Source organism: Parasphingorhabdus sp. (genome assembly GCF_039982395.1).
GTDB lineage: Bacteria > Pseudomonadota > Alphaproteobacteria > Sphingomonadales > Sphingomonadaceae > Parasphingorhabdus.
This window is the reverse complement of the sequence record NZ_JBDWYO010000001.1, coordinates 478735-500862: the sequence shown is the minus strand read 5'-3', so window position 1 is coordinate 500862 and position 22128 is coordinate 478735. Positions and strand designations below refer to the sequence as shown.

The 22128-nt window shown below is 56.0% G+C and carries 24 protein-coding genes; 10 read left to right on the top strand and 14 right to left on the bottom strand.

What is annotated here, in order from left to right; genetic code table 11:
• Positions 1 to 3: 3 nt before the first annotated feature.
• The 4 genes from ABJV08_RS02490 to hisC all read right to left on the bottom strand — a co-directional run bounded on the left by ABJV08_RS02490 (position 4) and on the right by hisC (position 3392).
• The gene (locus tag ABJV08_RS02490) at positions 4 to 873 is read right to left on the bottom strand and encodes a FecR domain-containing protein (RefSeq protein WP_348038869.1); all 870 of its coding nucleotides are present in this window, start codon (positions 871 to 873) and stop codon (positions 4 to 6) included.
• A 3-nt stretch (positions 874 to 876) separates the two neighbouring features.
• Positions 877 to 1254: a hypothetical protein gene (locus tag ABJV08_RS02485; RefSeq protein ID WP_348038871.1), complete on the bottom strand. Its 378-nt coding sequence runs from the start codon at positions 1252 to 1254 to the stop codon at positions 877 to 879.
• Between the two features lie 129 nt (positions 1255 to 1383).
• Positions 1384 to 2292 carry a prephenate/arogenate dehydrogenase family protein gene (locus ABJV08_RS02480; RefSeq protein WP_348038873.1) on the bottom strand — a complete coding sequence of 303 codons (909 nt, stop codon included), beginning with the start codon at positions 2290 to 2292 and terminating at the stop codon, positions 1384 to 1386.
• On the bottom strand, positions 2292 to 3392 hold the full coding sequence (gene hisC, locus ABJV08_RS02475) for a histidinol-phosphate transaminase (protein ID WP_348038875.1): 1101 nt from the start codon (positions 3390 to 3392) through the stop codon (positions 2292 to 2294). The genes ABJV08_RS02480 and hisC overlap by 1 nt, the downstream gene beginning before the upstream one ends.
• A gap of 116 nt (positions 3393 to 3508) precedes the next feature.
• On the opposite strand from hisC, the gene ABJV08_RS02470 reads away from it, so the two are divergent.
• Positions 3509 to 4633, top strand: coding sequence for a homoserine O-acetyltransferase (locus ABJV08_RS02470; protein WP_348052687.1), 1125 nt, complete (start codon positions 3509 to 3511; stop codon positions 4631 to 4633).
• Between the two features lie 154 nt (positions 4634 to 4787).
• Positions 4788 to 5375, top strand: coding sequence for a methionine biosynthesis protein MetW (gene metW, locus ABJV08_RS02465; protein ID WP_348039307.1), 588 nt, complete (start codon positions 4788 to 4790; stop codon positions 5373 to 5375).
• Between the two features lie 60 nt (positions 5376 to 5435).
• Here the strand turns inward: metW and ABJV08_RS02460 are convergent, their stop codons facing one another.
• The 6 genes from ABJV08_RS02460 to rpmI form a co-directional block, all read right to left on the bottom strand.
• Positions 5436 to 6998, bottom strand: coding sequence for a peptide chain release factor 3 (locus ABJV08_RS02460; RefSeq protein ID WP_348038879.1), 1563 nt, complete (start codon positions 6996 to 6998; stop codon positions 5436 to 5438).
• Complete coding sequence (locus tag ABJV08_RS02455; RefSeq protein ID WP_348038881.1) at positions 6995 to 7456, bottom strand: hypothetical protein; 462 nt, start codon at positions 7454 to 7456, stop codon at positions 6995 to 6997. The genes ABJV08_RS02460 and ABJV08_RS02455 overlap by 4 nt, the downstream gene beginning before the upstream one ends.
• Positions 7449 to 9815 carry a phenylalanine--tRNA ligase subunit beta gene (gene pheT / locus ABJV08_RS02450; protein WP_348038883.1) on the bottom strand — a complete coding sequence of 789 codons (2367 nt, stop codon included), beginning with the start codon at positions 9813 to 9815 and terminating at the stop codon, positions 7449 to 7451. The genes ABJV08_RS02455 and pheT overlap by 8 nt, the downstream gene beginning before the upstream one ends.
• Positions 9812 to 10927 carry a phenylalanine--tRNA ligase subunit alpha gene (gene pheS, locus ABJV08_RS02445; protein ID WP_348038885.1) on the bottom strand — a complete coding sequence of 372 codons (1116 nt, stop codon included), beginning with the start codon at positions 10925 to 10927 and terminating at the stop codon, positions 9812 to 9814. Before pheS ends, pheT begins: the two co-directional genes overlap by 4 nt.
• A 109-nt stretch (positions 10928 to 11036) precedes the next feature.
• Positions 11037 to 11399 carry a 50S ribosomal protein L20 gene (rplT, locus tag ABJV08_RS02440; RefSeq protein WP_348038886.1) on the bottom strand — a complete coding sequence of 121 codons (363 nt, stop codon included), beginning with the start codon at positions 11397 to 11399 and terminating at the stop codon, positions 11037 to 11039.
• 39 nt (positions 11400 to 11438) lie between these two features.
• Positions 11439 to 11642, bottom strand: a complete 204-nt coding sequence (rpmI, locus tag ABJV08_RS02435) for a 50S ribosomal protein L35 (RefSeq protein WP_066741203.1) — start codon at positions 11640 to 11642, stop codon at positions 11439 to 11441.
• 114 nt (positions 11643 to 11756) lie between these two features.
• Here rpmI and ABJV08_RS02430 point away from each other — a divergent pair, with 114 nt between their 5' ends.
• Positions 11757 to 12440 (top strand): DUF805 domain-containing protein, encoded by a 684-nt coding sequence (locus ABJV08_RS02430; protein WP_348038887.1) that lies wholly within the window; start codon positions 11757 to 11759, stop codon positions 12438 to 12440.
• Here ABJV08_RS02430 and hisN read toward each other — a convergent pair.
• From hisN to ABJV08_RS02410, 4 genes are all read right to left on the bottom strand, one after another.
• The gene (gene hisN, locus ABJV08_RS02425; RefSeq protein ID WP_348038888.1) at positions 12397 to 13176 is read right to left on the bottom strand and encodes a histidinol-phosphatase; all 780 of its coding nucleotides are present in this window, start codon (positions 13174 to 13176) and stop codon (positions 12397 to 12399) included. The two genes, ABJV08_RS02430 and hisN, sit on opposite strands and share 44 nt — an antisense overlap.
• Complete coding sequence (locus ABJV08_RS02420) at positions 13173 to 13580, bottom strand: hypothetical protein (RefSeq protein WP_348038890.1); 408 nt, start codon at positions 13578 to 13580, stop codon at positions 13173 to 13175. Before ABJV08_RS02420 ends, hisN begins: the two co-directional genes overlap by 4 nt.
• 34 nt (positions 13581 to 13614) lie before the next feature.
• Positions 13615 to 14550: a ribose-phosphate pyrophosphokinase gene (locus ABJV08_RS02415; protein WP_348038892.1), complete on the bottom strand. Its 936-nt coding sequence runs from the start codon at positions 14548 to 14550 to the stop codon at positions 13615 to 13617.
• Between the two features lie 102 nt (positions 14551 to 14652).
• Positions 14653 to 15540 (bottom strand): LytTR family DNA-binding domain-containing protein, encoded by an 888-nt coding sequence (locus ABJV08_RS02410; RefSeq protein ID WP_348038894.1) that lies wholly within the window; start codon positions 15538 to 15540, stop codon positions 14653 to 14655.
• 78 nt (positions 15541 to 15618) lie between these two features.
• Between ABJV08_RS02410 and ABJV08_RS02405 the strand changes: the two genes are divergently transcribed.
• From ABJV08_RS02405 to ABJV08_RS02375, 7 genes are all read left to right on the top strand, one after another.
• Positions 15619 to 16158 (top strand): DUF2306 domain-containing protein, encoded by a 540-nt coding sequence (locus tag ABJV08_RS02405; protein ID WP_348038896.1) that lies wholly within the window; start codon positions 15619 to 15621, stop codon positions 16156 to 16158.
• 40 nt (positions 16159 to 16198) lie between these two features.
• Positions 16199 to 17854 carry an NAD+ synthase gene (locus tag ABJV08_RS02400; protein ID WP_348038898.1) on the top strand — a complete coding sequence of 552 codons (1656 nt, stop codon included), beginning with the start codon at positions 16199 to 16201 and terminating at the stop codon, positions 17852 to 17854.
• A complete protein-coding gene (gene gltX, locus ABJV08_RS02395; protein ID WP_348038900.1) occupies positions 17851 to 19188 on the top strand; it encodes a glutamate--tRNA ligase in 1338 nt (445 codons plus the stop codon). Before ABJV08_RS02400 ends, gltX begins: the two co-directional genes overlap by 4 nt.
• Before the next feature lie 153 nt (positions 19189 to 19341).
• Positions 19342 to 20004: a TonB family protein gene (locus tag ABJV08_RS02390; protein WP_348038902.1), complete on the top strand. Its 663-nt coding sequence runs from the start codon at positions 19342 to 19344 to the stop codon at positions 20002 to 20004.
• A 91-nt stretch (positions 20005 to 20095) separates the two neighbouring features.
• Positions 20096 to 20509, top strand: coding sequence for a hypothetical protein (locus tag ABJV08_RS02385; RefSeq protein WP_348038904.1), 414 nt, complete (start codon positions 20096 to 20098; stop codon positions 20507 to 20509).
• A 23-nt stretch (positions 20510 to 20532) separates the two neighbouring features.
• Positions 20533 to 21483 (top strand): bifunctional diaminohydroxyphosphoribosylaminopyrimidine deaminase/5-amino-6-(5-phosphoribosylamino)uracil reductase RibD, encoded by a 951-nt coding sequence (gene ribD, locus ABJV08_RS02380; protein WP_348038906.1) that lies wholly within the window; start codon positions 20533 to 20535, stop codon positions 21481 to 21483.
• Positions 21484 to 21516: 33 nt separating this feature from the next.
• Positions 21517 to 22125: a riboflavin synthase gene (locus tag ABJV08_RS02375; RefSeq protein ID WP_348038908.1), complete on the top strand. Its 609-nt coding sequence runs from the start codon at positions 21517 to 21519 to the stop codon at positions 22123 to 22125.
• Positions 22126 to 22128: the final 3 nt, after the last annotated feature.

Here is a 22128-nt window from a genome sequence, read left to right as displayed (position 1 = left end):
CTCTTAGCAAATACCCGCTGCATCAGGATTTGTGCATTCACTTGGACCGCTGCCCGGCAAAAGCAGGCCGACACCGATACCAATGACCGCCGCCGGAAGCAATTTCCCTAGCAAGCCGCTTTTCTTGTTCGCATTGGTCACACTGGGTGCAAGCATATCCTGCAATTGCGACAGGCCGCTGGCCGATAGAGTGAAAGGGCCAATAGGCTCGGCTCCCAATTTGGGGATATAGGCCGCCAAAATAGGCTTATCCAGAGTCACCGTTTTGCCCGCTGCGCTGACATCAGCAAGGCCGATGTCCAAAGTACCGCTTTGATTTGCACCGGGTCCGCGCAAAACCACTAGCATTGCCGTATCTTTGTCGCTTTGGACGCCATTCAAAAACGGTTCCTTCTTGGCAATTTTCACGGCATCTTTTCCGATCACACCGTCCAGCGCCGTGCCCCGGATACCGATCGTACCGACCGATGTATTCAATGTAGCGGAAGAATTTTTGGTCTTGCGGCCGGACATGAAACGAAATGCGCCTTTGCTCACCGTTGCGCCCAATGATCGTTTCTTACCTGGATCATAAACAAAGCGATTGATTGCCAAGCGGGCATTGGATCCGATGGTCAGGCTGGATCTGTCGAGCAAAAGAATCTGTAGCTTGCTCTTGCTCTTGGTGGTCAACATGTCACCCCAGGCCAGCCGCTGACGACGTGGTATTTTGATGGGTTTCTTGATGGTCGCATTGCTGCGACGGACGTCACCGACAACGGTTGCCGCGATGCCCACTTGTACAGGCGCTGCATCTGCCACGGCTGGCGCAAAACCGGAGAATATTAAACCGAGGAGGGCCGCTTTGAAGGCACAGGACTGAAGCGATATCATGGTCTATTCCTTACCCGCCAGAGGACAGATTTTCATGACCTCTGTCCAGAGTTCTTGAGGGAAATCCTGCGCCTTAAGTTTTCCCAATTCAACGGCGCCACCCATTTGATCATCGATCCGGCATAGGTTTACTGCATGCAGCAAACGTGCGGTATTCGATTTGGGATGGAGTGCCAAAACCCGCTCAAGTGTTGCAAGGGCTTCAAGAAATTCTCCGCGGGCAGATTGATCTTGCGCGAATTTAATCCCTGTCTGTTCGTCGACCGCCGCCTCAGCCATGATATCCAGTTCAGGGATAGTCTCGGCGGAGACAGCTGAAACGGGCAGCGCGATAGTGCAAAGGGCCAGCGCCAAACAGTTGATATATGATGGGTACCGCAAAGGCTCTGCTCTCCTTCAATCCGAAATCAGTATAATTTCAGAGACTTGAATAGGCTAGTCGATGACATTAGTCCATGTTGGGTTTCTGACCACTCCGCCGCAATGTGCGCAAGGGCAACTCAAACAGGTTCAATCATGCGTCCGACCAAAATCGGGAGCGGCATCATCCTGGCCTTCTTCAATAATCCGCCGGCGGACGGCCCGTGTCTTGGTGAACAGGTCGAACAATTCGTCTCCCTTGTCCCACCGGATTGCTCTTTGCAGTGCCGTAAGGTCTTCGGAGAAGCGCTGAAGCATTTCAAGAACGGCTTCCTTGTTGGACAGGAATACGTCGCGCCACATCGTTGGATCGGAAGCTGCAATCCGCGTGAAGTCGCGAAAACCACCAGCAGAATATTTGATTACCTCACCGCGGGTTACGTCTTCGAGGTCGGATGCAGTGCCGACGATCGTATAGGCAATGAGGTGGGGCAGGTGGCTGGTGACAGCGAGGACAAGATCATGATGTTTGGCATCCATGATCTCGATATTGGCACCGAGTTTTTCCCAGAAGGCTTTCACGCGTTCGATATCGCCTTCGGCTGCATCCTCCGGCGGTGTGAGGATACACCAGCGTTCCTGGAACAGCGTTGCAAATCCAGCATCCGGACCGCTGTCTTCGGTGCCGGCGACGGGATGGGCCGGAATGATGCGGGCATTGGGCAGCGCTTTGGTTAAGGCGGTAAGTACGCTTTCTTTCGACGATCCCACATCGCTGACAATAGCATCATCTGGCAGGTCGGCGGCGATTTCGGCAGCAACCTCTCCGATCACGCCGACAGGCACGCACAGCATGACCAGGTCTGCATCGGTCACCGCTGCTCCGGCACTGTCGCTGATATCATCGCAAAAACCCAGTTTGATGACGCGCGCCCGGGTAGCGGGGTCGCTGTCGAAACCGGTGAGGCGGGCAGATGGCATGGTTTCTCGTACCGCGTGAGCGATGGAGGAGCCGATCAGTCCGAGACCGATGATCGCGATATTGGTAAAAGGCAGCATCAGTCGGCTGCTGCCAATATTTCGCGCAAGGCTTGCGCCAAGCCACGCGTTTCCGCTTCTGTGCCGATGGTCATCCGCAGGCCGTTGACCAACCCCTGACCGGGAAGCCAGCGTACGGCATAGCCCTTGTCCAGCAAAGCGCTATTGGCCTGCTCTGCGGTGACCTTGCCCTCGAACAGGACCAGCAGGAAGTTGGTGTGACTCGGGACGACCCGGAGGCCGTGATTGCCGAGTGCGCCCATCTCGTCGCTCAGCCATTGTCGCCATCGCCGGTTGTGGTCGCGACTGGAGGTAACAAAAGCATCTGCAGCCAAAGCAGCAAGAGCCGCTTCCTGGCCGGCTGTGGTCACGTTGAAGGGCAATCTGATCCGGTTCATCGCATCGATAATCTCTGCCGAAGCATAGCCCCAGCCGATACGTTCGGCAGCGAGGCCGTGAATCTTCGAAAAGGTTCGGGTGACCAGCACGTTGGACTTGCTCTCGGCGAGCGACAGGGCTCCGTCATCTTCGTCGGTTTCTAGATATTCGGCATAAGCGCCGTCGAGTACTAGCAAGACGTGGCCAGGAAGCTCTGCTTGCAGTCGCGCGATTTCTTCGCGGCTTGAGAATGTGCCGGTTGGATTGTTGGGATTGGCGACAAAAACAACCCGTGTGTTGTCATTGACCTTCGCCAATATCGCATCGACATCTGTACCATGATCAAGGTCATCGGCGATCACCGGTGTGCCGCCATAGCGCCGTGCCGCAATATCATAGACCGCAAAGCCATATCTGACGTAGATGATCTCGTCGCCCGGGCCACTGAAGGCATTGGCGGCCAGGTGGAGCACGTCATCCGAACCTGTTCCGCAAATGATCCGCGCTGGGTCGAGATTAAATTTCGCAGCAATGGCCTCGCGCAATTTGGTCGAGCCGGGGTCGGGATAGCGGTCCACAGAAGCGGAAGCAGCGTTCAATGCTGCGGTGGCGTCGGGGCTGCATCCCAAGGGATTTTCATTGGCCGACAGTTTGACCAGTTTTTTGCCGTCATCACCGCTGGATTTACCCGGTACATAGGGTGCAATTCCCATGATCCAGTCTTTTGGTTTTGGTGCGCTCATTGCCTTGGTCCGCTTGTCTAGAGATAATCTGTGTGGCCGGACTAACCTTTGCGTCCTGTCAGTCAACAGCATTATCATTTGACGGTCGGGATTTCGCCGCTTAGCTCCCTCTAATCATGAATGAAGATGTGCGTTTTGGATTGGACAAAAAGGTCCGCTTGCTCGGGCCGTTGCCGCTGGACAGCGGGGCAAAGCTTGCGCCGGTCGATCTCGCCTATGAAACCTATGGTAAGCTCAACGCGGATGCCAGCAACGCGATATTGATCTGCCATGCGCTGACCGGGGACCAATATGTTGCCTCGACCCATCCGATCACCGGCAAGGATGGCTGGTGGATGCGGATGGTGGGTCCGGGCAAACCGATTGATACCGAACGTCATTTCATCATCTGCGCCAATGTCATTGGCAGCTGCCTCGGCAGTTCTGGTCCCGCGACGATCAATCCCGCGACCGAGACTCCTTGGGGTATGGATTTTCCAGTGTTGACCATCGCTGACATGGTGCGCGCGCAGGCCTTGCTGCTTGACCATCTCGGAGTCGAGCGGCTCCATGCGGTTGTCGGTGGTTCGATGGGGGGCATGCAGGCAGTAAGCTGGGCGGCGCTTTATCCGGATCGGGTCAAATCGGCGGTGATCATTGCATCGGCCGCGCGGCATAGCGCCCAGAATATCGCTTTCCACGAAGTGGGGCGACAGGCGATCATGGCCGATCCGCGCTGGCGTGGTGGCGCTTATTATGCCGACGATGACCCGCCCAGCAGTGGTCTGGCTGTGGCGCGGATGGCGGCGCACATCACCTATTTGTCGGAAGAAGGCCTGACTGAAAAATTCGGCCGGCGGTTGCAGGACCGAGATGCCAAGACCTTCGGCTTTGATGCCGATTTCCAGGTTGAAAGCTATCTTCGGCATCAGGGGATCAGCTTTGTCGACCGCTTTGATGCCAACAGCTATCTCTATATCACCCGGGCGATGGACTATTTTGATCTGGCCGAAGCACATGGCGGTGTGTTGGCCAATGCCTTTGCAGGCTCCAAAACCCGCTTTTGCTTGATCAGCTTTGACACCGACTGGCTCTATCCAACCAGCGAAAGCCGGACGATGGTCCACGCACTGAACGCCGCGGGTGCCGAGGTGAGCTTCATGGAGCTCTCAAGCCCGTTCGGCCATGACAGCTTCCTGCTGGAGAACCCGGAGATGAATCGGATTGTCGACGGCTTTCTGAAGGCGGGGGAGGAGAAATGACCGCAGATCCGATTTTATCCTGTCTTTCGCGCCGTTTTGGATTCGCACTAAGCCACAAAGGCACCAAGAAGAGATCGCCTGTCCTTCTCTTCATGCCTTCGTGTCTTTGTGCGCAAAAATCTTCTGTCTCCCGCTTCGCAGAGTGCGCCGCATGATCAAACTCCGCCCCGACCTTCAGATTATCGCTGATAACATCGCTCCGGGCAGCCGGGTGCTTGATATCGGCTGCGGCGATGGTGCCTTAATGGCCGCCTTGCGCGATGAAAAAGGTTGCGATGCGCGCGGGCTGGAGATTGATCCTGCCAATGTCGCCAGTGCGGTCGCCAAGGGGCTTTCGGTGGTGCAGGGCGATGCCGGCTCCGATCTGGCCACCTATCCCGACGGCAGTTTCGACTATGCGATCCTCAGCCAGACGCTGCAGACCACCCATCGGCCCGATATCATGCTCGACCAGCTGCTGCGGATCGGCCAGCAGGCCTTTGTCAGCTTCCCCAATTTTGCCCATTGGCGGGTGCGCATGGCCTTATTCTTCGGCGGTCGGATGCCGGTCACCCGGTTGCTCCCGCAGCGCTGGTATGACACGCCCAATATCCACCATGTCACGATCGACGATTTCCGCGCGCTGGTGCAGGACGGCAAATATGCGCAGGAAGGGCAGTGGTTCCTGAGCGGTGATGCGCAAACGAGCAAAGCGGCAGCCAACTTGTTGGCGGAACATGCGGTGTTCTTGTTGCGGGGCTAAGGGAAGCAGTAAGAAGCTCGTTCGCTTCGATGGCGTCTATTTTGAACTAAGCTAGGAATTTTACCGCTCCCGCGTAGCACTAAACTTGATCTCCGGATTGCGCTCTTCCTGATAGCCGACATCCCATGCCGACTTTGCCAAAAATACGAGATTGTCATCGCGGTCTTTGGCGAGGGCGCTCTGGTTGATGTTGGCAAAGGTCTGCAAGGTCGCATCATCGCCGCTGATCCAGCGGGCGGTCTCGAACGGGGCGATTTCTAGATAGGCATCGACCTTATATTCCACCTCTAGCCGGGAAACCAGCACCTCCAGCTGCAACTGTCCGACCACGCCGATGATCCAGTTGGCGCCGAGCTCGGGGTAGAAAACCTGCACGACGCCCTCTTCGGACAGGTCGTCCAGTGCCTTGCGCAGCTGCTTGGTCTTGGTCGGATCGCGCAGGATCACGCGGCGGAGAATTTCGGGCGCGAAATTGGGCAGGCCGGTGATCCGCACCTGGTTTTTTTCCGACAATGTATCGCCGACCCGCAATGTGCCATGATTGGGGATGCCGATGATGTCGCCCGGTTCCGCCGTATTGGCGATCTCGCGGTCTTGCGCGAAGAACAGGATGGGCGAGTGGATTGCAATCGGTTTGCCGAGCCCCGAGGGCGTCAGTTTCATGCCACGCTTAAACTCGCCGGAACAGAGGCGCATGAAGGCAATCCGGTCACGATGCTGCGGGTCCATATTGGCCTGAACCTTGAAAATAAAGCCGGTGATATCGTCGCTGGCCGGATCAATCGGTTCCGGTTCTGCAGGCTGCGGCCGGGGCGATGGTGCATAGTCGGCAATGGCCTCAATCAGTTCTTCGACACCAAATTGTTTAAGCGCCGAACCAAAATAGACCGGTGTCAGGTCTCCGTTCTGATAAGCTTCCAGATCAAAGCTGTTATAGCCGCCTTGGGCCAATTCACCTTCGCTGGTCAGGCGCTCAAGCGCGCTTCCGCTCAGCACTTCGGCCAAGTTCGGATCATCCAGACCTGTATATTGCTGGGTCACGCCATCATATATTTTGCTGTCACCGGTCGGTTGGTGCAGTTGGTTGTTGGCAAGATCATAGACGCCTTCAAACTGTCCGCCCATGCCGGCCGGCCAGCTCATCGGGCAAACATCCAAAGCCAATTTGTCGGCAACTTCGTCGAGCAGTTCAAACGGATCGCGCCCTTCGCGGTCGACCTTATTGACGAAGGTGATGATTGGTACGCTGCGCAACCGGCAGACTTCGAAAAGCTTTAGTGTCTGCGCCTCGATACCGCTAGCCGCATCGATCACCATGATTGCGCTATCGACGGCGGTCAGTGTGCGATAAGTGTCCTCGGAGAAATCTTCATGGCCCGGTGTGTCGAGCAGGTTGAAGACAATGCCGTTGCGTTCAAAGGTCATGACGGAACTCGTCACGGAAATCCCGCGCTGCTGCTCGATCTTCATCCAGTCGGACCGCGCCCGCCGGTTGTCACCGCGCGCCTTAACTTCTCCGGCCAGGTGAATAGCGCCGCCTTTTAAGAGCAGCTTCTCGGTCAGCGTGGTCTTACCCGCATCGGGGTGAGAGATGATCGCGAATGTCCGGCGTGGTTTGGTCATTTGTTCTTCTTTTCAGGATACGCGAATGCTCGTGCCGGCACCTCTGTTCTTTCCGGCAAGTATTCGATTGATGAGATGTCGCTGATGTTGCCCACACGAATAATTCTGTGTGATGGATTATCGTCCATTGGCTTGTACGCATCCAATCTGCCTTTGACAGTGAACACTGCGGCTTTACCGGCGGGAGCTAACTCCATTGCGTTGCCCCAATGTACCGGAAGATCATCCCAATCATCAAAAATCACATCCAATTGGCTATCGCAATCTGCTTGGAACAGAGAATAACCATGATGAGGCTCACCCAATGCTGCGGCTCTGACGACTACGGCATCACCAATGTTCCCTGTTTCTCCCTTTGCCATCTCACAAAAATCGAGATTTGTGCTTGTCAAATGTTCAGCACAGCCTGCAAGTGAGGCAAATGTAACAGCTATTATCACGCGTTGGCGATTATCCACGCAACCCCGCCCCCAACTTGGCAGCGTTCGCCACGACCTTGTCAGACAGCGCTTTCAAATCCTCTTCGGTCAGTGTCGCGTCCGTCGGTTGCAACGTCACCTCGATCGCCAGCGACTTCTTGCCTTCGCCTACGCTCGGCCCTTCGAACAAATCGAAAATCCGCGCGTCGGTGATTAGCTTCTTGTCAGCGCCCTTGACCGCGCGCACCAGATCGCCCGCTGGCAGCGCCGCATCGACGATGAAGGCGAAATCGCGAGTCACCCCCTGCAGCGCAGGCGGCGCAAAGGCATCGCGCATATGGCCCGATTTTTTCTTCAACGGGATCGCATCGAGGAATATCTCGGCGGCTACAGCGGAGCCTTTTAGGCCCATGGCCTTGGCTGCCGATGGATGGAGCACGCCATAAGATGCGAGAATCTTCTTGGGGCCCAGTCGTAACGTGCCGGACTGGCCGGGATGATAGTGATCACCAGCCTCGGCGAAATCCATCAGCTTTTCGGTCGGTGCGCCTGCGGCGTCCAATATCGCAAGCACTTCGGCTTTTGCGTCATAGGCATCAAATTTACTGGCCGCGCCAGCCTGCCAGCTGCGGGCGCGATTTTCACCGGCGAGCACCAAGCCAATGGTCGGATGCTCTGTGCTTTCCAGATAGCGCCGTCCGACTTCAAACAAGCGGATTGATGACGCTCCGCGCGCAACATTCCGCTGGGCAGCAGAGATCAGGCCGGGCAGCAGCGATGGCCGCATGACCTTGAGGTCTTCGCTGATCGGATTGGCGAGCGACCATGTGCCGCCGCCGAAGGGCGCGGCTTCTTTCTCGGAGATGAAGCTCCAGTTGACGACTTCGTTCAAGCCGCGAGCAGCCGCCGCTCGTCGCGCCTTGCGTTCGGACATCTGTTCCGGCGAGGCAGTGGGTTTCGCTACGCCCGGTTTGCGAGGGAGCGGCGTTGATGGAACCTTATCGAGCCCTTCCATCCGGATGACTTCCTCGACCAGATCTTGCCAACCGGCAATATCCCGGCGCCAGGTTGGAATTGTGACTTGCCAATCATCGCCAACAACAAAGCCCAGAGCTTCCAAAATGCTCTTCTGCTTGTCCGGGGTAACATCCAGTCCACCCAGTGAACTGCACTGGCTTGGATCATATGCGATTGTGCGCTGATCCGTCGGCGCTTTGCCGACACGGGTGATCTCGCTGGCTTGGCCGCCGCAAAGGGCCTGCACCAGCGCCGTCGCAATTTCGACCCCGTCATCAAGAAAGGCAGGGTCAACACCGCGCTCGAACCGTTGCCGCGCATCGCTGGTCAGCATCAGCTTCTGTCCTGTGCGGGCAATATGGGCCGGGTCAAAATAGGCACATTCGATCAGCACATCTTTGGTGTTTTCGTCGGTGCCATTGGCCGCACCACCCATGATGCCACCGATACCATGTGCGCCCGCCTGATCGGCGATCACGGTCATGGTCTCGTCGAGCATATATTCCTTGTCGTTGAGCGCGACCAGCTTTTCACCGGCCTGCGCCTTGCGCGCAACCAGGCCGCCGTTGAGCTTGGCGACGTCGTAGACGTGCAGCGGCCGGCCCTGATCGAGCGTGACATAGTTGGTAATATCGACCAGCGCGGAAATTGGCTTCTGTCCAGCCGATTTCAGGCGTGCCTGCATCCAGTCGGGCGAGGCGTCATTGGCCACGCCGCTGACGGTGCAGCCGTAAAAGGCAGGGCAGCCTTCCGGATCCTCAATCGCGATATCGGGACCGGCGCCTTTGCGGGCAATGGCCTCAATATCCAGCGGCGTGAGCGTACCCATGCCTGCGGCCACCAGATCGCGGGCAATGCCGCGCACGCCCATGCAATCCTGACGATTGGGGGTGATGGCGACGTCGATGACGGGATCGTCCAGTTGCGCATAGTCCGCATAGCTGCTGCCAACAGGAGCATCCGACGGCAATTCGATGATACCGTCATGGTCTTCGCCAAGCTCAAGTTCGCGCGCACTGCACATCATGCCAAAGCTTTCGACATCGCGAATTTTGGCAGGCTTCAAGGTAAAATCACTGCCGGGAATATAGGTGCCGGGAGGGCCGAATACGCCGACCATATCCTTGCGGGCATTGGGCGCGCCACAGACGACTTGCCACGGTTCATCCGAGCCATCATCGACCTTCAGCAATTGCAGCTTGTCGGCATTGGGATGCGGCCCGGCTTCGATAACCTTGGCGACGCGGAATGGGCGTAAAGAATCGGCAGGGTTTTCCAGCCCTTCCAGCTCCAGACCGATATCGGTCAGCTTGTCGGTAATCTCGGTCAGGCTTGCATCGGTGTCGAGATGGGCTTTGAGCCAGCTTAGGGAAAATTTCATGCGCCCACTCCTCCGCTCAATGTCGGAACGTCCAGTGCATCAAAGCCATAATGGTCGGCCCAGCGCAGGTCGCCGTCGAAGAAGGCGCGCAAGTCGTTCATACCATATTTCAGCATCGCCAGCCGGTCGATGCCGCAGCCAAAGGCAAAGCCCTGCCAGACATCGGGATCTAGGCCGCAATTACGGATGACATTGGGATGCACCATGCCGGAACCCAGAATCTCCATCCAGCCGCCATTTTCACCGCGCGGATCACCACCGATGATCCGGCGGCCCTTTTCGACCGAGAAACCGAGATCGATTTCGGCGCTTGGTTCGGTGAACGGGAAATAGCTCGGGCGCAGGCGCAACTCGATATCGTCGCGCTCGAAAAAGGCGCGGACAAAGGTTTCCAGTGTCCATTTGAGATGACCCATTTGGATGCCCTTATCGATCACCAGGCCTTCAACCTGATGGAACATCGGTGTGTGGGTCGCGTCGCTGTCGCTACGATAGGTGCGGCCCGGCGCGATGATATGGATGGGCTCGCCGGCCCCGTCGGTTCGCTTGGCAACATCCATCATCGTGCGGATCTGCACCGGCGACGTGTGGGTGCGCAGCAGCTTTGGCATCCCGTCTTCATCGGTCTGTGGGAAATAGAATGTGTCATGCATTGCCCGCGCGGGGTGCGTGTCCGGAATGTTGAGCGCGGTGAAATTATGCCAGTCGTCCTCAATCTCCGGACCGGTGGCGACGGAGAAGCCGAGGTCTGCGAATATTTCCGCCAGTTCGTCCATCACCTGGCTGACGGGATGAATGCTGCCTTTCGGCGCCATGGGCGGGGGCAAGGTAAGGTCGAGCTTTTCGATCGCAAGCTTCGCGTTGAGCGCTTCGGTCTCCATCAGCTCTTTGCGGGTAGCGATCGCATCAGCGACGGCTTGCCGCGTGCCATTGATCTTCGGGCCTTGTTCCTGACGCTCTTCCGGTGTCATTTTTCCCAAGGTTTTCAGCAGCAGGGAAATCTCGCCCTTCTTGCCAAGCGCAGCCACGCGAATAGCCTCCAGTGCGTCGCCATCGGCTGCTGCGCCAATCTGCTCCAGATATTTTTCCCTGATCGCTTCGATGTCGCTCATCATATTGTCCCGTTTTCTCTCGTTGCCCGTCTAGCAACCCTTGCGAAAAACCCAATAAAAAAGCGCCGCGAGATTGCTCTCCGGCGCTTCTTTGAATTTATGAAAACACTTACGCTTTCGCGATAGCATCCTGCGCCTGTTTGATGATGCCGCTAAACACTGCGGGTTCATTCATCGCCAGGTCCGCCATTACTTTACGATCCAGTTCAATCCCGGCGAGCTTGGTGCCGTGGATGAATGTGCCGTAGGTCATGCCTTCTGCGCGAACCGCAGCGTTGATACGCTGGATCCAGATAGCGCGGAAAGCCCGCTTTTTAACTTTACGATCGCGATATGCATATTGACCGGCTTTTTCGACAGCCTGCCGCGCGATGCGGATGGTATTTTTGCGACGGCCATAATAGCCCTTCGCCTGTACCAATAATCTTTTATGTTTTGTACGAGTGGTCGTACCCCGTTTTACACGTGCCATTTTCTATATCCTGTAAGTTTGAATGTCGCTGCGGCGGGATTAACCCAGACCGTATGGCGCCCATTTTTTGACTGTCCGAGCATCCGCATCACACAATTTCTTGGTGCCGCGGTTCTGGCGGATATATTTGCTGTTATGGCTCATCAAACGGTGGCGTTTGCCGGCTACGCCGTGCTTAACCTTACCGGTTGCGGTGATTTTGAAGCGTTTCTTCACACCACTTTTGGTCTTCAACTTGGGCATTTTGGTCTCCTCTAGATGGTACCGTTACGGACACTTATGGCAGCCCACACTGGCCAGAGCGTCACATAGGAAGGGCGGCAATAGCTAGATTCGCTGGAATTGCAAGCAAATTGGATGGAATTATCGCCAATTGTCTTATATCCGTTTCAGGATAGGGGATCAGCGATGCGAGACTATTTATTGGCACTAAAGCACGGGTTTACAGGCCTCTTTCGATTTTCGGGTAGAGATGGCTCCGTTTTATTCTGGTCATATGCAGCGACAATCCTTTTTTTGGCTGTGTTTACAATGATGGCCGGAATGATCCCTGTGATGGCGGAATCAATGGCCAAGATGCAGGAGTTTGCGACACAAAATCCCGATCAAGTGACCATCCGGCAGGGGCCGAATAGCTATTCCATCTCTGTTGACGGCAATCATCCCGGACTTTTTCCGGATATGAGCGGATTCATAGAATTCTCAGCTATGGTTTCGGGAGCAACGGCAATATTGCTAGCTGCAGCTGTGTCTCGGAGATTACATGACACAGGTTTAAGTGGTTTCTGGGGGCTGATTCCCGTCCCTTTTTTGATTCTTGGATTCGGCCTTATGCCAGATGTATTTGAAGACTTTGGGTCAACCGATGAACCCGACATGGGCAAGTTCTTTCTGATGTTCTTCAACAATCTGCTCTATATAGGCAGCTTGGGTTTGCTTCTATTTCTACTCGTCAGGAAATCAAAAGCAGACCTACCAGAAGAACCATCTGCCAATATTAGTGATGACAAGCCACCGCAGCAAGCACGTCGTCGATCCTAGCATGGTCCCCGATCGCCAGCACATGGCCTTCGGATTCTGCGTGGAGTGGCTCGCCGTTCCAGTCGCACATCATCCCGCCCGCGCCATCGACAATCGGGGCGAGGGCGGCAAAATCGTGGAGTTTCAGCCCGGCTTCGCAGACGACATCGACATGACCGCTGGCGACCAGACCGTAATTATAGCAATCCCCGCCATAGATGATCTTGCGCTGCGCAACCTTGCCCGCCAGACCCATGAAGTGATCGGCTTCATGTTCGTTGAAGCAATGCGGCGAGGTGGTAGCGAGGACGGCATCCTCTAGCGCACGACAGCGCGCGGATTTTGCCGGCTGGCCGTTGAACAGGGTTTCGCGCCCGACCACGCCAACCCAGCGTTCTCTGGCAATCGGCTGGTCAATGACACCGATCAGCGGAAAACCTTCCTGCATCAGCGCAATCAAAGTGCCGAATATCGGGCGGCCTGCAATGAAGCTCGTGGTGCCATCAATCGGGTCCAATACCCATTGGCGCGATGCGCCTTCATTGCGCGTGCCATATTCTTCGCCGATGATTCCGTCGTCGGGACGTTCGGCCTCGATGATTGCTCGCATCGCCGCTTCCGCCGCTCGATCCGCTTCGGTGACCGGAGAGGAGTCTTCCTTGGTTTCCTGATCGAATTTGGCGCGGAAAAATGGCCGGATCGCGTCGCCCGCCGCTTCGGCGAGTTTTTGCGCGAGATCAATGTCTTTGGGTGTCATTGGTCGTCAGTCTCCGGCTGAGCAGGCCGCCAAGCCCAAAGGTACAGCGTCAATCCCGTGATGATGAAAAGCGCGCAGCCCGAGAGCATCCAGGCATTTGCGTACCAATATTCACCCCATGAAAATTCACCGGCCATGATTTTCTTCCAGCCGTTGAAATGCTGCATCCCGGCGACCACCAAGCCCAGGACAGCAAGAGTCGACGCGATCCAGCGGTTTAACCAATGCTGAGGATTGGCGAGCAGAAGCAAACCGAGCAATCCAATGACTGTTCTTTGGGCCCGGCAATATGGACAGACATATACCAGGTCGGCCAATTCCGTGATCCATGCAATGGCTGAGATCGCAATAGCCAATATCGCGATATGAATGCGGTATTTCAGCAGCGTGTCGAAACTGGGCATGTCCATCTCCCGATGTTAGAAATTGTGGCTGCGATTAGTCCCACAGACTGCTGACTGAACTTTCATCTGCGATCCGCTTGATCGCTTCGCCGAGCAGGGGCGCGATCGGCAATATCCGGATCTTGTCGGAATCAAGCGCGGATTGTGGTGCGCGGATAGTGTCTGTGATGATCAGCTTGCGCAGCGAAGAGGCGTTGACCCGCTCGACGGCCTTGCCCGAGAGAACGCCATGGGTGATATAGGCTGCCACATCGGTTGCGCCTGCTGCGATTAAAGCATCTGCTGCATTGCAGAGCGTGCCTGCGCTGTCTGCAATATCGTCGATCATGACACAGAAGCGCCCTTTTACATCGCCGATAATATTCATTACCTCGGATACGCCGGCCCGTTCGCGGCGTTTGTCGACGATCGCCAAAGGAGCGTTATCAAGCCGTTTGGCTAGCGCCCGCGCGCGAACCACGCCGCCGACGTCGGGAGAGACGACCATGATATCCTTATCGGCATGGCGTGATTTAATGTCCTGGCTGATCACCGGTGCGCCATAGAGATTGTCTGTCGGGATATCGAAGAAGCCTTGGATTTGGCCAGCATGAAGATCAACCGTCAGCACCCGGTCAGCGCCCGCTTCGGTGATCAGATTGGCGACCAGCTTGGCCGAAATTGGTGTCCGCGGTCCCGGCTTCCTGTCTTGGCGGGCATAGCCGAAATAGGGAATGACGGCGGTGATGCGCTTGGCAGACGCCCGTCGCAAAGCGTCGATGCTGATCAGCAATTCCATCAAATTGTCGTTGGCGGGGTGGCTGGTCGACTGCACGACAAAGACATCTTCGCCGCGGACATTTTCGTGAATCTCTATGAAAATCTCGTCATCGGCAAAACGCTTGACGCTCGCGTCGGTGAGCGGAATATTTAGATATTGTGCAATATCTGTAGCAAGCGGCAGATTGCTGTTGCCGGACATGAGTTTCATATGTGCGTTCCCCGATTTGTGGCCCGCCAGAATCGCCCGCGCAGCCCCATGACAATTGTGTGACCCTGTTAGACAGAAGGCGATGAAATCAAAAGAGGCTTTTCAATCAATCCAACCCATTTGTTTTAGCGTGCCCGCATAAGAGCGTGAAACCGGGATTTCGAGGCCATTGGCCAGTATGATTTTTAGGTTGCGGCCTTCTCGCCGGGATTCTGTGATCGCATGTTTTGCAACCCACCAGCCGCGATGCACTTGCATGCCCTCTATGGGCTGGGTTTCCGGGATGGCGTCGCGCATGCGCATCAACAGCATTTCATTTTGGTCACTAGCATGGACGCGGACATAATGGTCTTCCACGCTAAGGGCGAGAATGGAGTCTGGAAATCCTATAGGCAGCCGTTTGTGCAAAACGGTGCGAATGACGGGTTGAGGGCGTTCCGCCTCTTGTGCCTCTGAATGGCTGTCTATCGGTGTGCCGGTTCCCCTATTGGTCCGGAATAGCAGTTCCATCATCATATAAATGCCAAAGCCGAGTGCAGCGCATTGCAAATATAGCGGCAGAAACCGACTACCCATGAAGGCCGGGTCGAACCGCATTCCAGCCATTGCAAAGCCGACCAGAAACGTCATGGGGAGCGCCGCGATCGCGGTGCCGATCAGCACAGCGACCCATTTGGGAATGGCGATGGCATCCTGCAGCCAGACGGCACAGATCGAAATCGGACGAAAAATGGCATAGCCGATGATGATGAATAGAACCCAGTAAGCAAGCCGCCAGCCGAGTGGCATCACATAAGTGCCAAATGGTCCCAAGAAGCCCATCACCAAGCCGATGGCCGCCATGATAAAAACCTCGACCGCAATCAAGCGTCCGGTCAGATTCGTCTTATCGGTGGGCAATATGGTCTCCATTTTGTCTTTCAGCATGCCAATTCGCGCTTCGTGAATGGGTGGACGGTACAGAATAGGCGTCTTTCGCGAATAAGCCATCCGCATTCACGCAGGCAAGCTGTGATTGTTCTGCAGGCCAGTCAAGATGCTTCCATAACCGCATGAAGGAACGAAAGCATGATTGAACAGCCTATCAATATGAACTCCGCCGGGCTTAGCATCCGCAGCGCTATTTTGGCCGCGGGCGCAACGATATTGATCACCTTGGTGCTTATGGCATTGGTGTCTTTGTCGGGCGGCTTTGTATCTGGCGCCGAGACGCCTGGTGCCCGTCCACGGATCAGTCTGCCGATCATGATTCATCTTTCGACAGTCATTCCGGCGATTCCGTTGGGCGCGTTTGTTCTTTGGCGGAAAAAGGGCGACAATATGCATAGAAGGCTTGGTCGAATTTGGGCGGTCCTGATGCTGGTTACCGCTATTTCCAGTTTTTGGATTGGGCGCCCTGGAACGGGTATTGCAGGCAGCGGCTTTAGCTTCATTCATGGATTTGCGGTTTGGACCCTGCTCTCTGTACCCTATGCTGTTTACAAGGTCCGCAAGGGTAACATCGAAGCCCATCTCCGCGCAATGCAGGGATTATATATCGGATTGTTAATAGCCGGATTGTTTTCGTTCATCCCGGGCCGGATCATGGGAAGCCTGGTTTTCGGATAATTTCATTGCCGAGATCGTCTGCCCTTTCTATCAGAGCGCGATGACCAAAAAGCTCACGATAGCCATGGCGCAACTCAACCAGAGTGTTGGCGATTTGCGCGGCAATGCCGATGCCATGATTGCTGCGCATAGCGGCCGGCCGGACAGCGACCTTATCGTGTTCCCGGAGTTGCAGTTGATCGGATATCCTCCGGAAGACCTGGTGCTGAAGCCCGCGCTTTGGGAACGGGCAGAAGCGGAACTCAACCGACTGGCAGCAGCCACTGCAGGTCCGGGGCCAGCGATGTTGGTCGGGTCAGTGTTTCGGGAAGACGGCAATCTCTACAATGGCATTGCATTGCTGGCGGACGGACATGTCCAGGATATTCGCTACAAATACGAACTTCCCAATTACGGTACGTTTGACGAAAAACGCCTCTTTACCTCAGGTCCACTGCCAGAGCCTATTGTCTTCAAAGGCTGCAAAATAGGTCTACCGATCTGCGAAGATGTTTGGTTTCCGACGGTCTGTGAACATCTCAAATCGCAGGGCGCGGAGCTGTTTATATCCGTGCACGGTAGCCCCTATGAGATCGAGAAAGACGATCTCCGTCTCGGCCAGGTCGCGACGAAGCGGGTTCGCGAGACCGGCATTCCGCTTCTGTTCCTAAACCGGGTCGGCGGGCAGGATGAAATTGTCTTTGATGGCGCCAGTTTCGTGCTCAATGGTGACGCTGGTGTGATGCATCAGTTGCCGGACTGGGATGAATCGATTGTCGATACATATTGGTCTTGCGAGAGCGGCAAATGGACTTGTGCGCCTGGCGAAATTCACAAGCTGGATGACCATCCGGCCGACATCTACAATGCGATGATTGTCGGACTGCGCGACTATGTGAATCGCAATCGCTTTCCGGGCGTTTTGCTTGGTCTTTCCGGCGGAATCGATAGCGCTCTTTCGGCTGCGGTTGCGGTCGATGCTCTCGGCGCAGATCGCGTGTGGAACGTGATGATGCCGTCGCGGTTCACCTCGCAAGAAAGCCTGGATGATGCCGAAGGCTGTGCAAAAATGCTCGGCACCCGGCTGGATACGATCGCGATCAGCCCAGCGATCGAAGGTTTTGATGCGATGCTCGAGGATAGTTTTTCCGATAGCAATGTTGATATTACGGAAGAGAATATCCAGTCGCGTATTCGTGGCGTTACCCTGATGGCGCTCTCGAACAAGTTCGGCCATATGCTGTTGACCACCGGCAACAAGAGCGAGATGAGCGTTGGCTATGCCACTATCTATGGCGACATGGCGGGCGGCTATTCGGTGCTGAAAGACGCGTATAAGCTGACTGTTTTCAAACTGTCGGCCTGGCGCAACCGAAACAAACCCAGCCTTGGCCTTGGTCCCGATGGACCGGTCATGCCTGAGCAAGTGATAACCAAACCGCCGAGTGCGGAGCTACGGGAAGATCAAAAGGACAGCGACAGTCTGCCCGATTATGAAATTCTGGACCCGCTCCTGCACGGCCTGATCGAAGAAGAATTATCGGTCAATGATTTGGTTGCGAAGGGCTTTGACAGGGAAACGGTGGTGCGGATCGAGCGGCTGCTCTATATCGCTGAATATAAACGCCGTCAGGCCCCGCCGGGCGTCAAACTCGGCACGAGAAATTTTGGCCGCGATCGGCGCTACCCTATCACCAACGCATTCAGGACCGTATGACCATAAAAACCCGCTTTGCTCCGTCCCCGACGGGCCACCTTCATGTCGGCAATATCCGGACCGCACTCCACAATTGGATGTTCGCGCAAAAAGAAGGTGGCACATTCTTGCTGCGGCTCGATGATACTGATGCAGAGCGATCCAAGGAAGAATATGTCAATGCGATCCGGGCGGATCTGGCATGGCTGGGACTGGCCTCGGATGAGGAGCAGCGGCAGTCGGATCGCTTTGATCGTTATGAAGAGCAGAGGATGAAGCTGAAGGCCGACGGGCGTGTCTATCCGGCTTATGAGACCGCTCAAGAGTTGGATCTGAAGCGCAAGATCCAATTGGGCCGCGGTAAACCGCCAATCTATGATCGTGCCGCCTTGACCCTAACTTCGGATGAGATCGCTGCTTTTGAAGCGGAGGGCCGGAAACCGCATTGGCGTTTCAAGCTGGACCATGGAACGCCGATCACATGGACCGACCGGATCCGGGGCGATCAGAATTTCGATCCAGCCTTGCTCTCCGATCCCGTCATCCGACGCGAAAATGGCAGCTGGCTTTATATGTTGCCGTCGGCGATTGACGATATTGATATGGGGATCACCCATGTCGTGCGGGGTGAGGACCATGTCGCCAATACCGCGGTACAAATTCAGATGTTCCATGCCCTTGGTGCAAAGGAACCGGAATTTGCGCATGAGGCTCTGTTGGTTGGCACCGAAGGAAAGCTGTCCAAGCGGCTTGGTTCTTTGGGCGTTAGCAGCTTTCGCGAGAAGCATATCGAGCCGCAAGCGATCGTGGCCTTGCTGGCGCGGATCGGAACTAGCGATCCGGTGGAACCGATTGCCGATGTCCAGCAATTGATCGCCAGTTTCGACTTTTCCCGTTTTGGCCGGGCGCCAGCGCGCTTCGATGATGAAGAGCTGGCCCAACTCAATCAGAAGATTGTCCACCTGCTTGATTATGAGGATGTTAAAAGCCGCTTGCCCGAAGCAATGGACGCAGAATCTTGGGCGGTCATCCGGCCGAACCTGCACGATATGGGCGATGTGGGCCAATGGTGGAAGGTGGTCACCGGGCCGATTATTCTGCCGGAAATATCGGCTGAAGATAAGGAATTTTTGTCCGCCGCACATGGCACATTGGAAGGATTGGAAGCGTCCGACGATCTTTGGAAACAGCTGACCGGAGCGCTCAAAGAGGCGACCGGGCGCAAAGGCAAGCCCTTGTTCATGCCTTTGCGGCAAGCCTTGACCGGGTTGGATCATGGTCCGGATATGAATAGTTTGTTGCTGTTAATCGGCAGGGATATCGCACTGGCAAGACTGGCCACGGCTTCCAGTTAACCATCTATAAATAAACGATACTTCTCGCTAGCCACAGCCATATTTGCACAAATTTGTGTAATAGTATATCATAACAATTGGCGCTGAGGCGAGATAGTCAAACAGGCACAATGCCGCTTCGCCACTTTTGAGGATGGTTGAGAGGATGTGATGATGAGCTATGTTTCCGCATATGAGAATAAGACTCCACGTTCCAAGGGCGTGATAATGGCCGCTGTTGTTCATGCTGTGATTATTGGCGGTGTGATTGCGATGCCGGGGATTGAGATTCCGGAGAGGTTTGAAGGACCAATCTTCGCGTTTCCGGTGCCTGTCGATAAGCCACCCGAACCGATAGTTGAAGAGACGCCACCTGAAGTCAAAACAGCACGGCCAACGGTTCAGGCTCCGCCGGACAAGCCGAGGATAGAACTGACTCCTCCACCGATTGTCCCGATCGAAGGTTATGCCAGAATTGATCTTGCAACAGGATCTGACGGAACCGGAGACGAAATCCCGTTTCAAGCGATCGAAGTAGAGCCCGATCCGGTAATCGTCGCCGCGACCCTGAACCAGCGCTATGCAAGCCATTTTCAGCCGGCCTATCCGACAGGACAATTGCGCCTCGAACGGGAAGGCGAAGTCAGCGTCCGGGTGCTGGTGGGTACCGATGGCCGTGTGAAGAATATCGAACTGATTGATTCGCCTCATGCGGATTTCTGGACCGCAACGCGAAAACAGGCGCTCAGCAAATGGCGATTCACGCCGGCTACCAGCGACGGAAAGCCGATTGAAAGCTGGATGACGTTAAAAGTTCGCTTCGAAATCAATAGCTAACCGCTTGACCCTATGGCCAGCCTTGTTCCACCCGGGGCAATTTTTCGGGAAAGGCTGGCCATAGCTGCGCACTGACACTATTTGGAAAACCATGGGCTTGATAAAAGATGCATCTGTAACCGGCGGTTTTGGCGATTTGATCGCTGTTTTTCGCCAGAGTGAACCGGGAACACGCTTGCTACCGGCGGTTATGGCCATTGGCTGCACGTCGTTCATTCTCTTTCTTTTCTGGCTCGATCCGAAGGTAAATACTTACACTTATGTACCGCAAGAGGTCATTTATGTTGAAAACTGGACAAATGAACGGACGGATGAAGAAATATTGAAAGACCGTTGGGAGGTCCAGTGCCTGAAAGACAAATATGAGGAAAAGCGGCGCGAGTCGGTGAAAGCCCTTGGGCGGATGTCCGGCATGGATGTCGAAGAAATCGAACGGGAAGCGAAAGCGAAGCGCATCGCTCGCGGCGAGGTAGAGGTCGAACGCCCGGCCGGCTTGCAATGCTGACCCCTCCCAGTGACGCGCATTTCATGGCAGCCGCTTTGGCTCTGTCCGAGCGGGGACGGGGCCGGACCAGCGCCAATCCCAATGTGGGCTGTGTCATTGTCAAACAGGGCATCGTCATAGGCCGGGGATGGACCCAGCCAGGCGGCCGCCCGCATGCCGAAGAAATGGCATTGATCGCGGCAGGCCCCTCGGCCAAGGGCGCCGATATTTTCGTAACCATGGAGCCTTGCGCCCATGAAAGCAGCCGAGGCCCGACCTGCAGCAATGCGATTATCGACGCAAAACCCAATAGAGTGATTGTCGCAACGCTTGATGCCGATGAACGCACGCGGCGCAGAGGCATTGATCGGCTGGGCGAAGCCGGCATTCCGGTATCGGTCGGCATCCGCGAGCCCGAAGCGCGGCGCACCATGGCGGGCTTTCTCTGTCGTGTTGAAAAGCAGCGCCCCTTTGTCACGCTGAAACTGGCCATGTCGCTCGATGGCTGCATTGCCATGGCGGACGGCACGAGCCAATGGATCACCGGCGACCGGGCGCGGGCCCATGCCCATCTCGAACGGGCGCGCAGCGATGCGATTCTGGTCGGAGCGGGAACGGCCACCACCGACAGGCCGGGTCTGGATGTCCGGCTTGACGGCCTGACCGACCGGTCACCGCAGCCGGTTGTGCTGGGCGATGATCCTGACAAGCCGGACCATTGGCTGCAGATTGACGCGCCATCGGCCATCGCTGGCCTCGACAATATCAATTGGTTGCTGGTCGAAGGCGGCGCAAAAACGGCGGCCTCCTTTCTGCAAGCGGATCTGGTTGACCGGCTGTTGCTCTATCGCGCTCCGATTGTGATCGGCGGCGGCCTGTCCGGCATTGCTGACATAGGTCTGGCGGGGCTGGGCGATGCTCACGGCCACTGGCGGCGGACAGATCGGCGCGACCTCGGTCAGGATGTGCTTGAGATATACGACCGCGCCGCTTAGGCTCCGCGCCAATCACAAAAAATAGGATCATCCATGTTCACAGGCATTGTTTCAGATATCGGTACCATCGACTCGCTAGATCAGCGCGGCGATCTCCGCGTCAGGATCAGCTGTGGCTATGCCATGGACGGCGTTGATATGGGCGCGTCCATTGCTTGTTCGGGCGTCTGCCTGACCGTGGTGGAAAAAGGACAAGACTGGTTTGCCGTGGACGTGTCCGGTGAAACCCTGTCCTGCACCGCATCCGGCCAGTTTACCGCTGGCCGCCGTCTCAACCTGGAGCGGGCTCTAAAGGTTGGCGAGGAATTGGGCGGTCATATTGTGACCGGCCATGTCGACGGCGTTGGCGAAGTGGTGTCCAGCACCGAAACGGGTGATTCCCGGGCGGTCGTCATCCGCGTTTCGAAAGAGCTGGCTCCTTATATTGCTGCGAAGGGATCGATCACCGTCGATGGCGTATCGCTCACCGTGAATGCGGTTTCCGACGATGAGACAGGCGCCCAGTTCACCCTCAACATCATTCCCCATACCGGGCAAGTGACGACCTTGGGCGAACTGGAAGCCGGGCGTTCCGTCAATCTGGAGATTGATATTTTGGCGCGCTATCTGGCGCGGATGGAACAGGTCCGGTCTTTGGGCTGAACC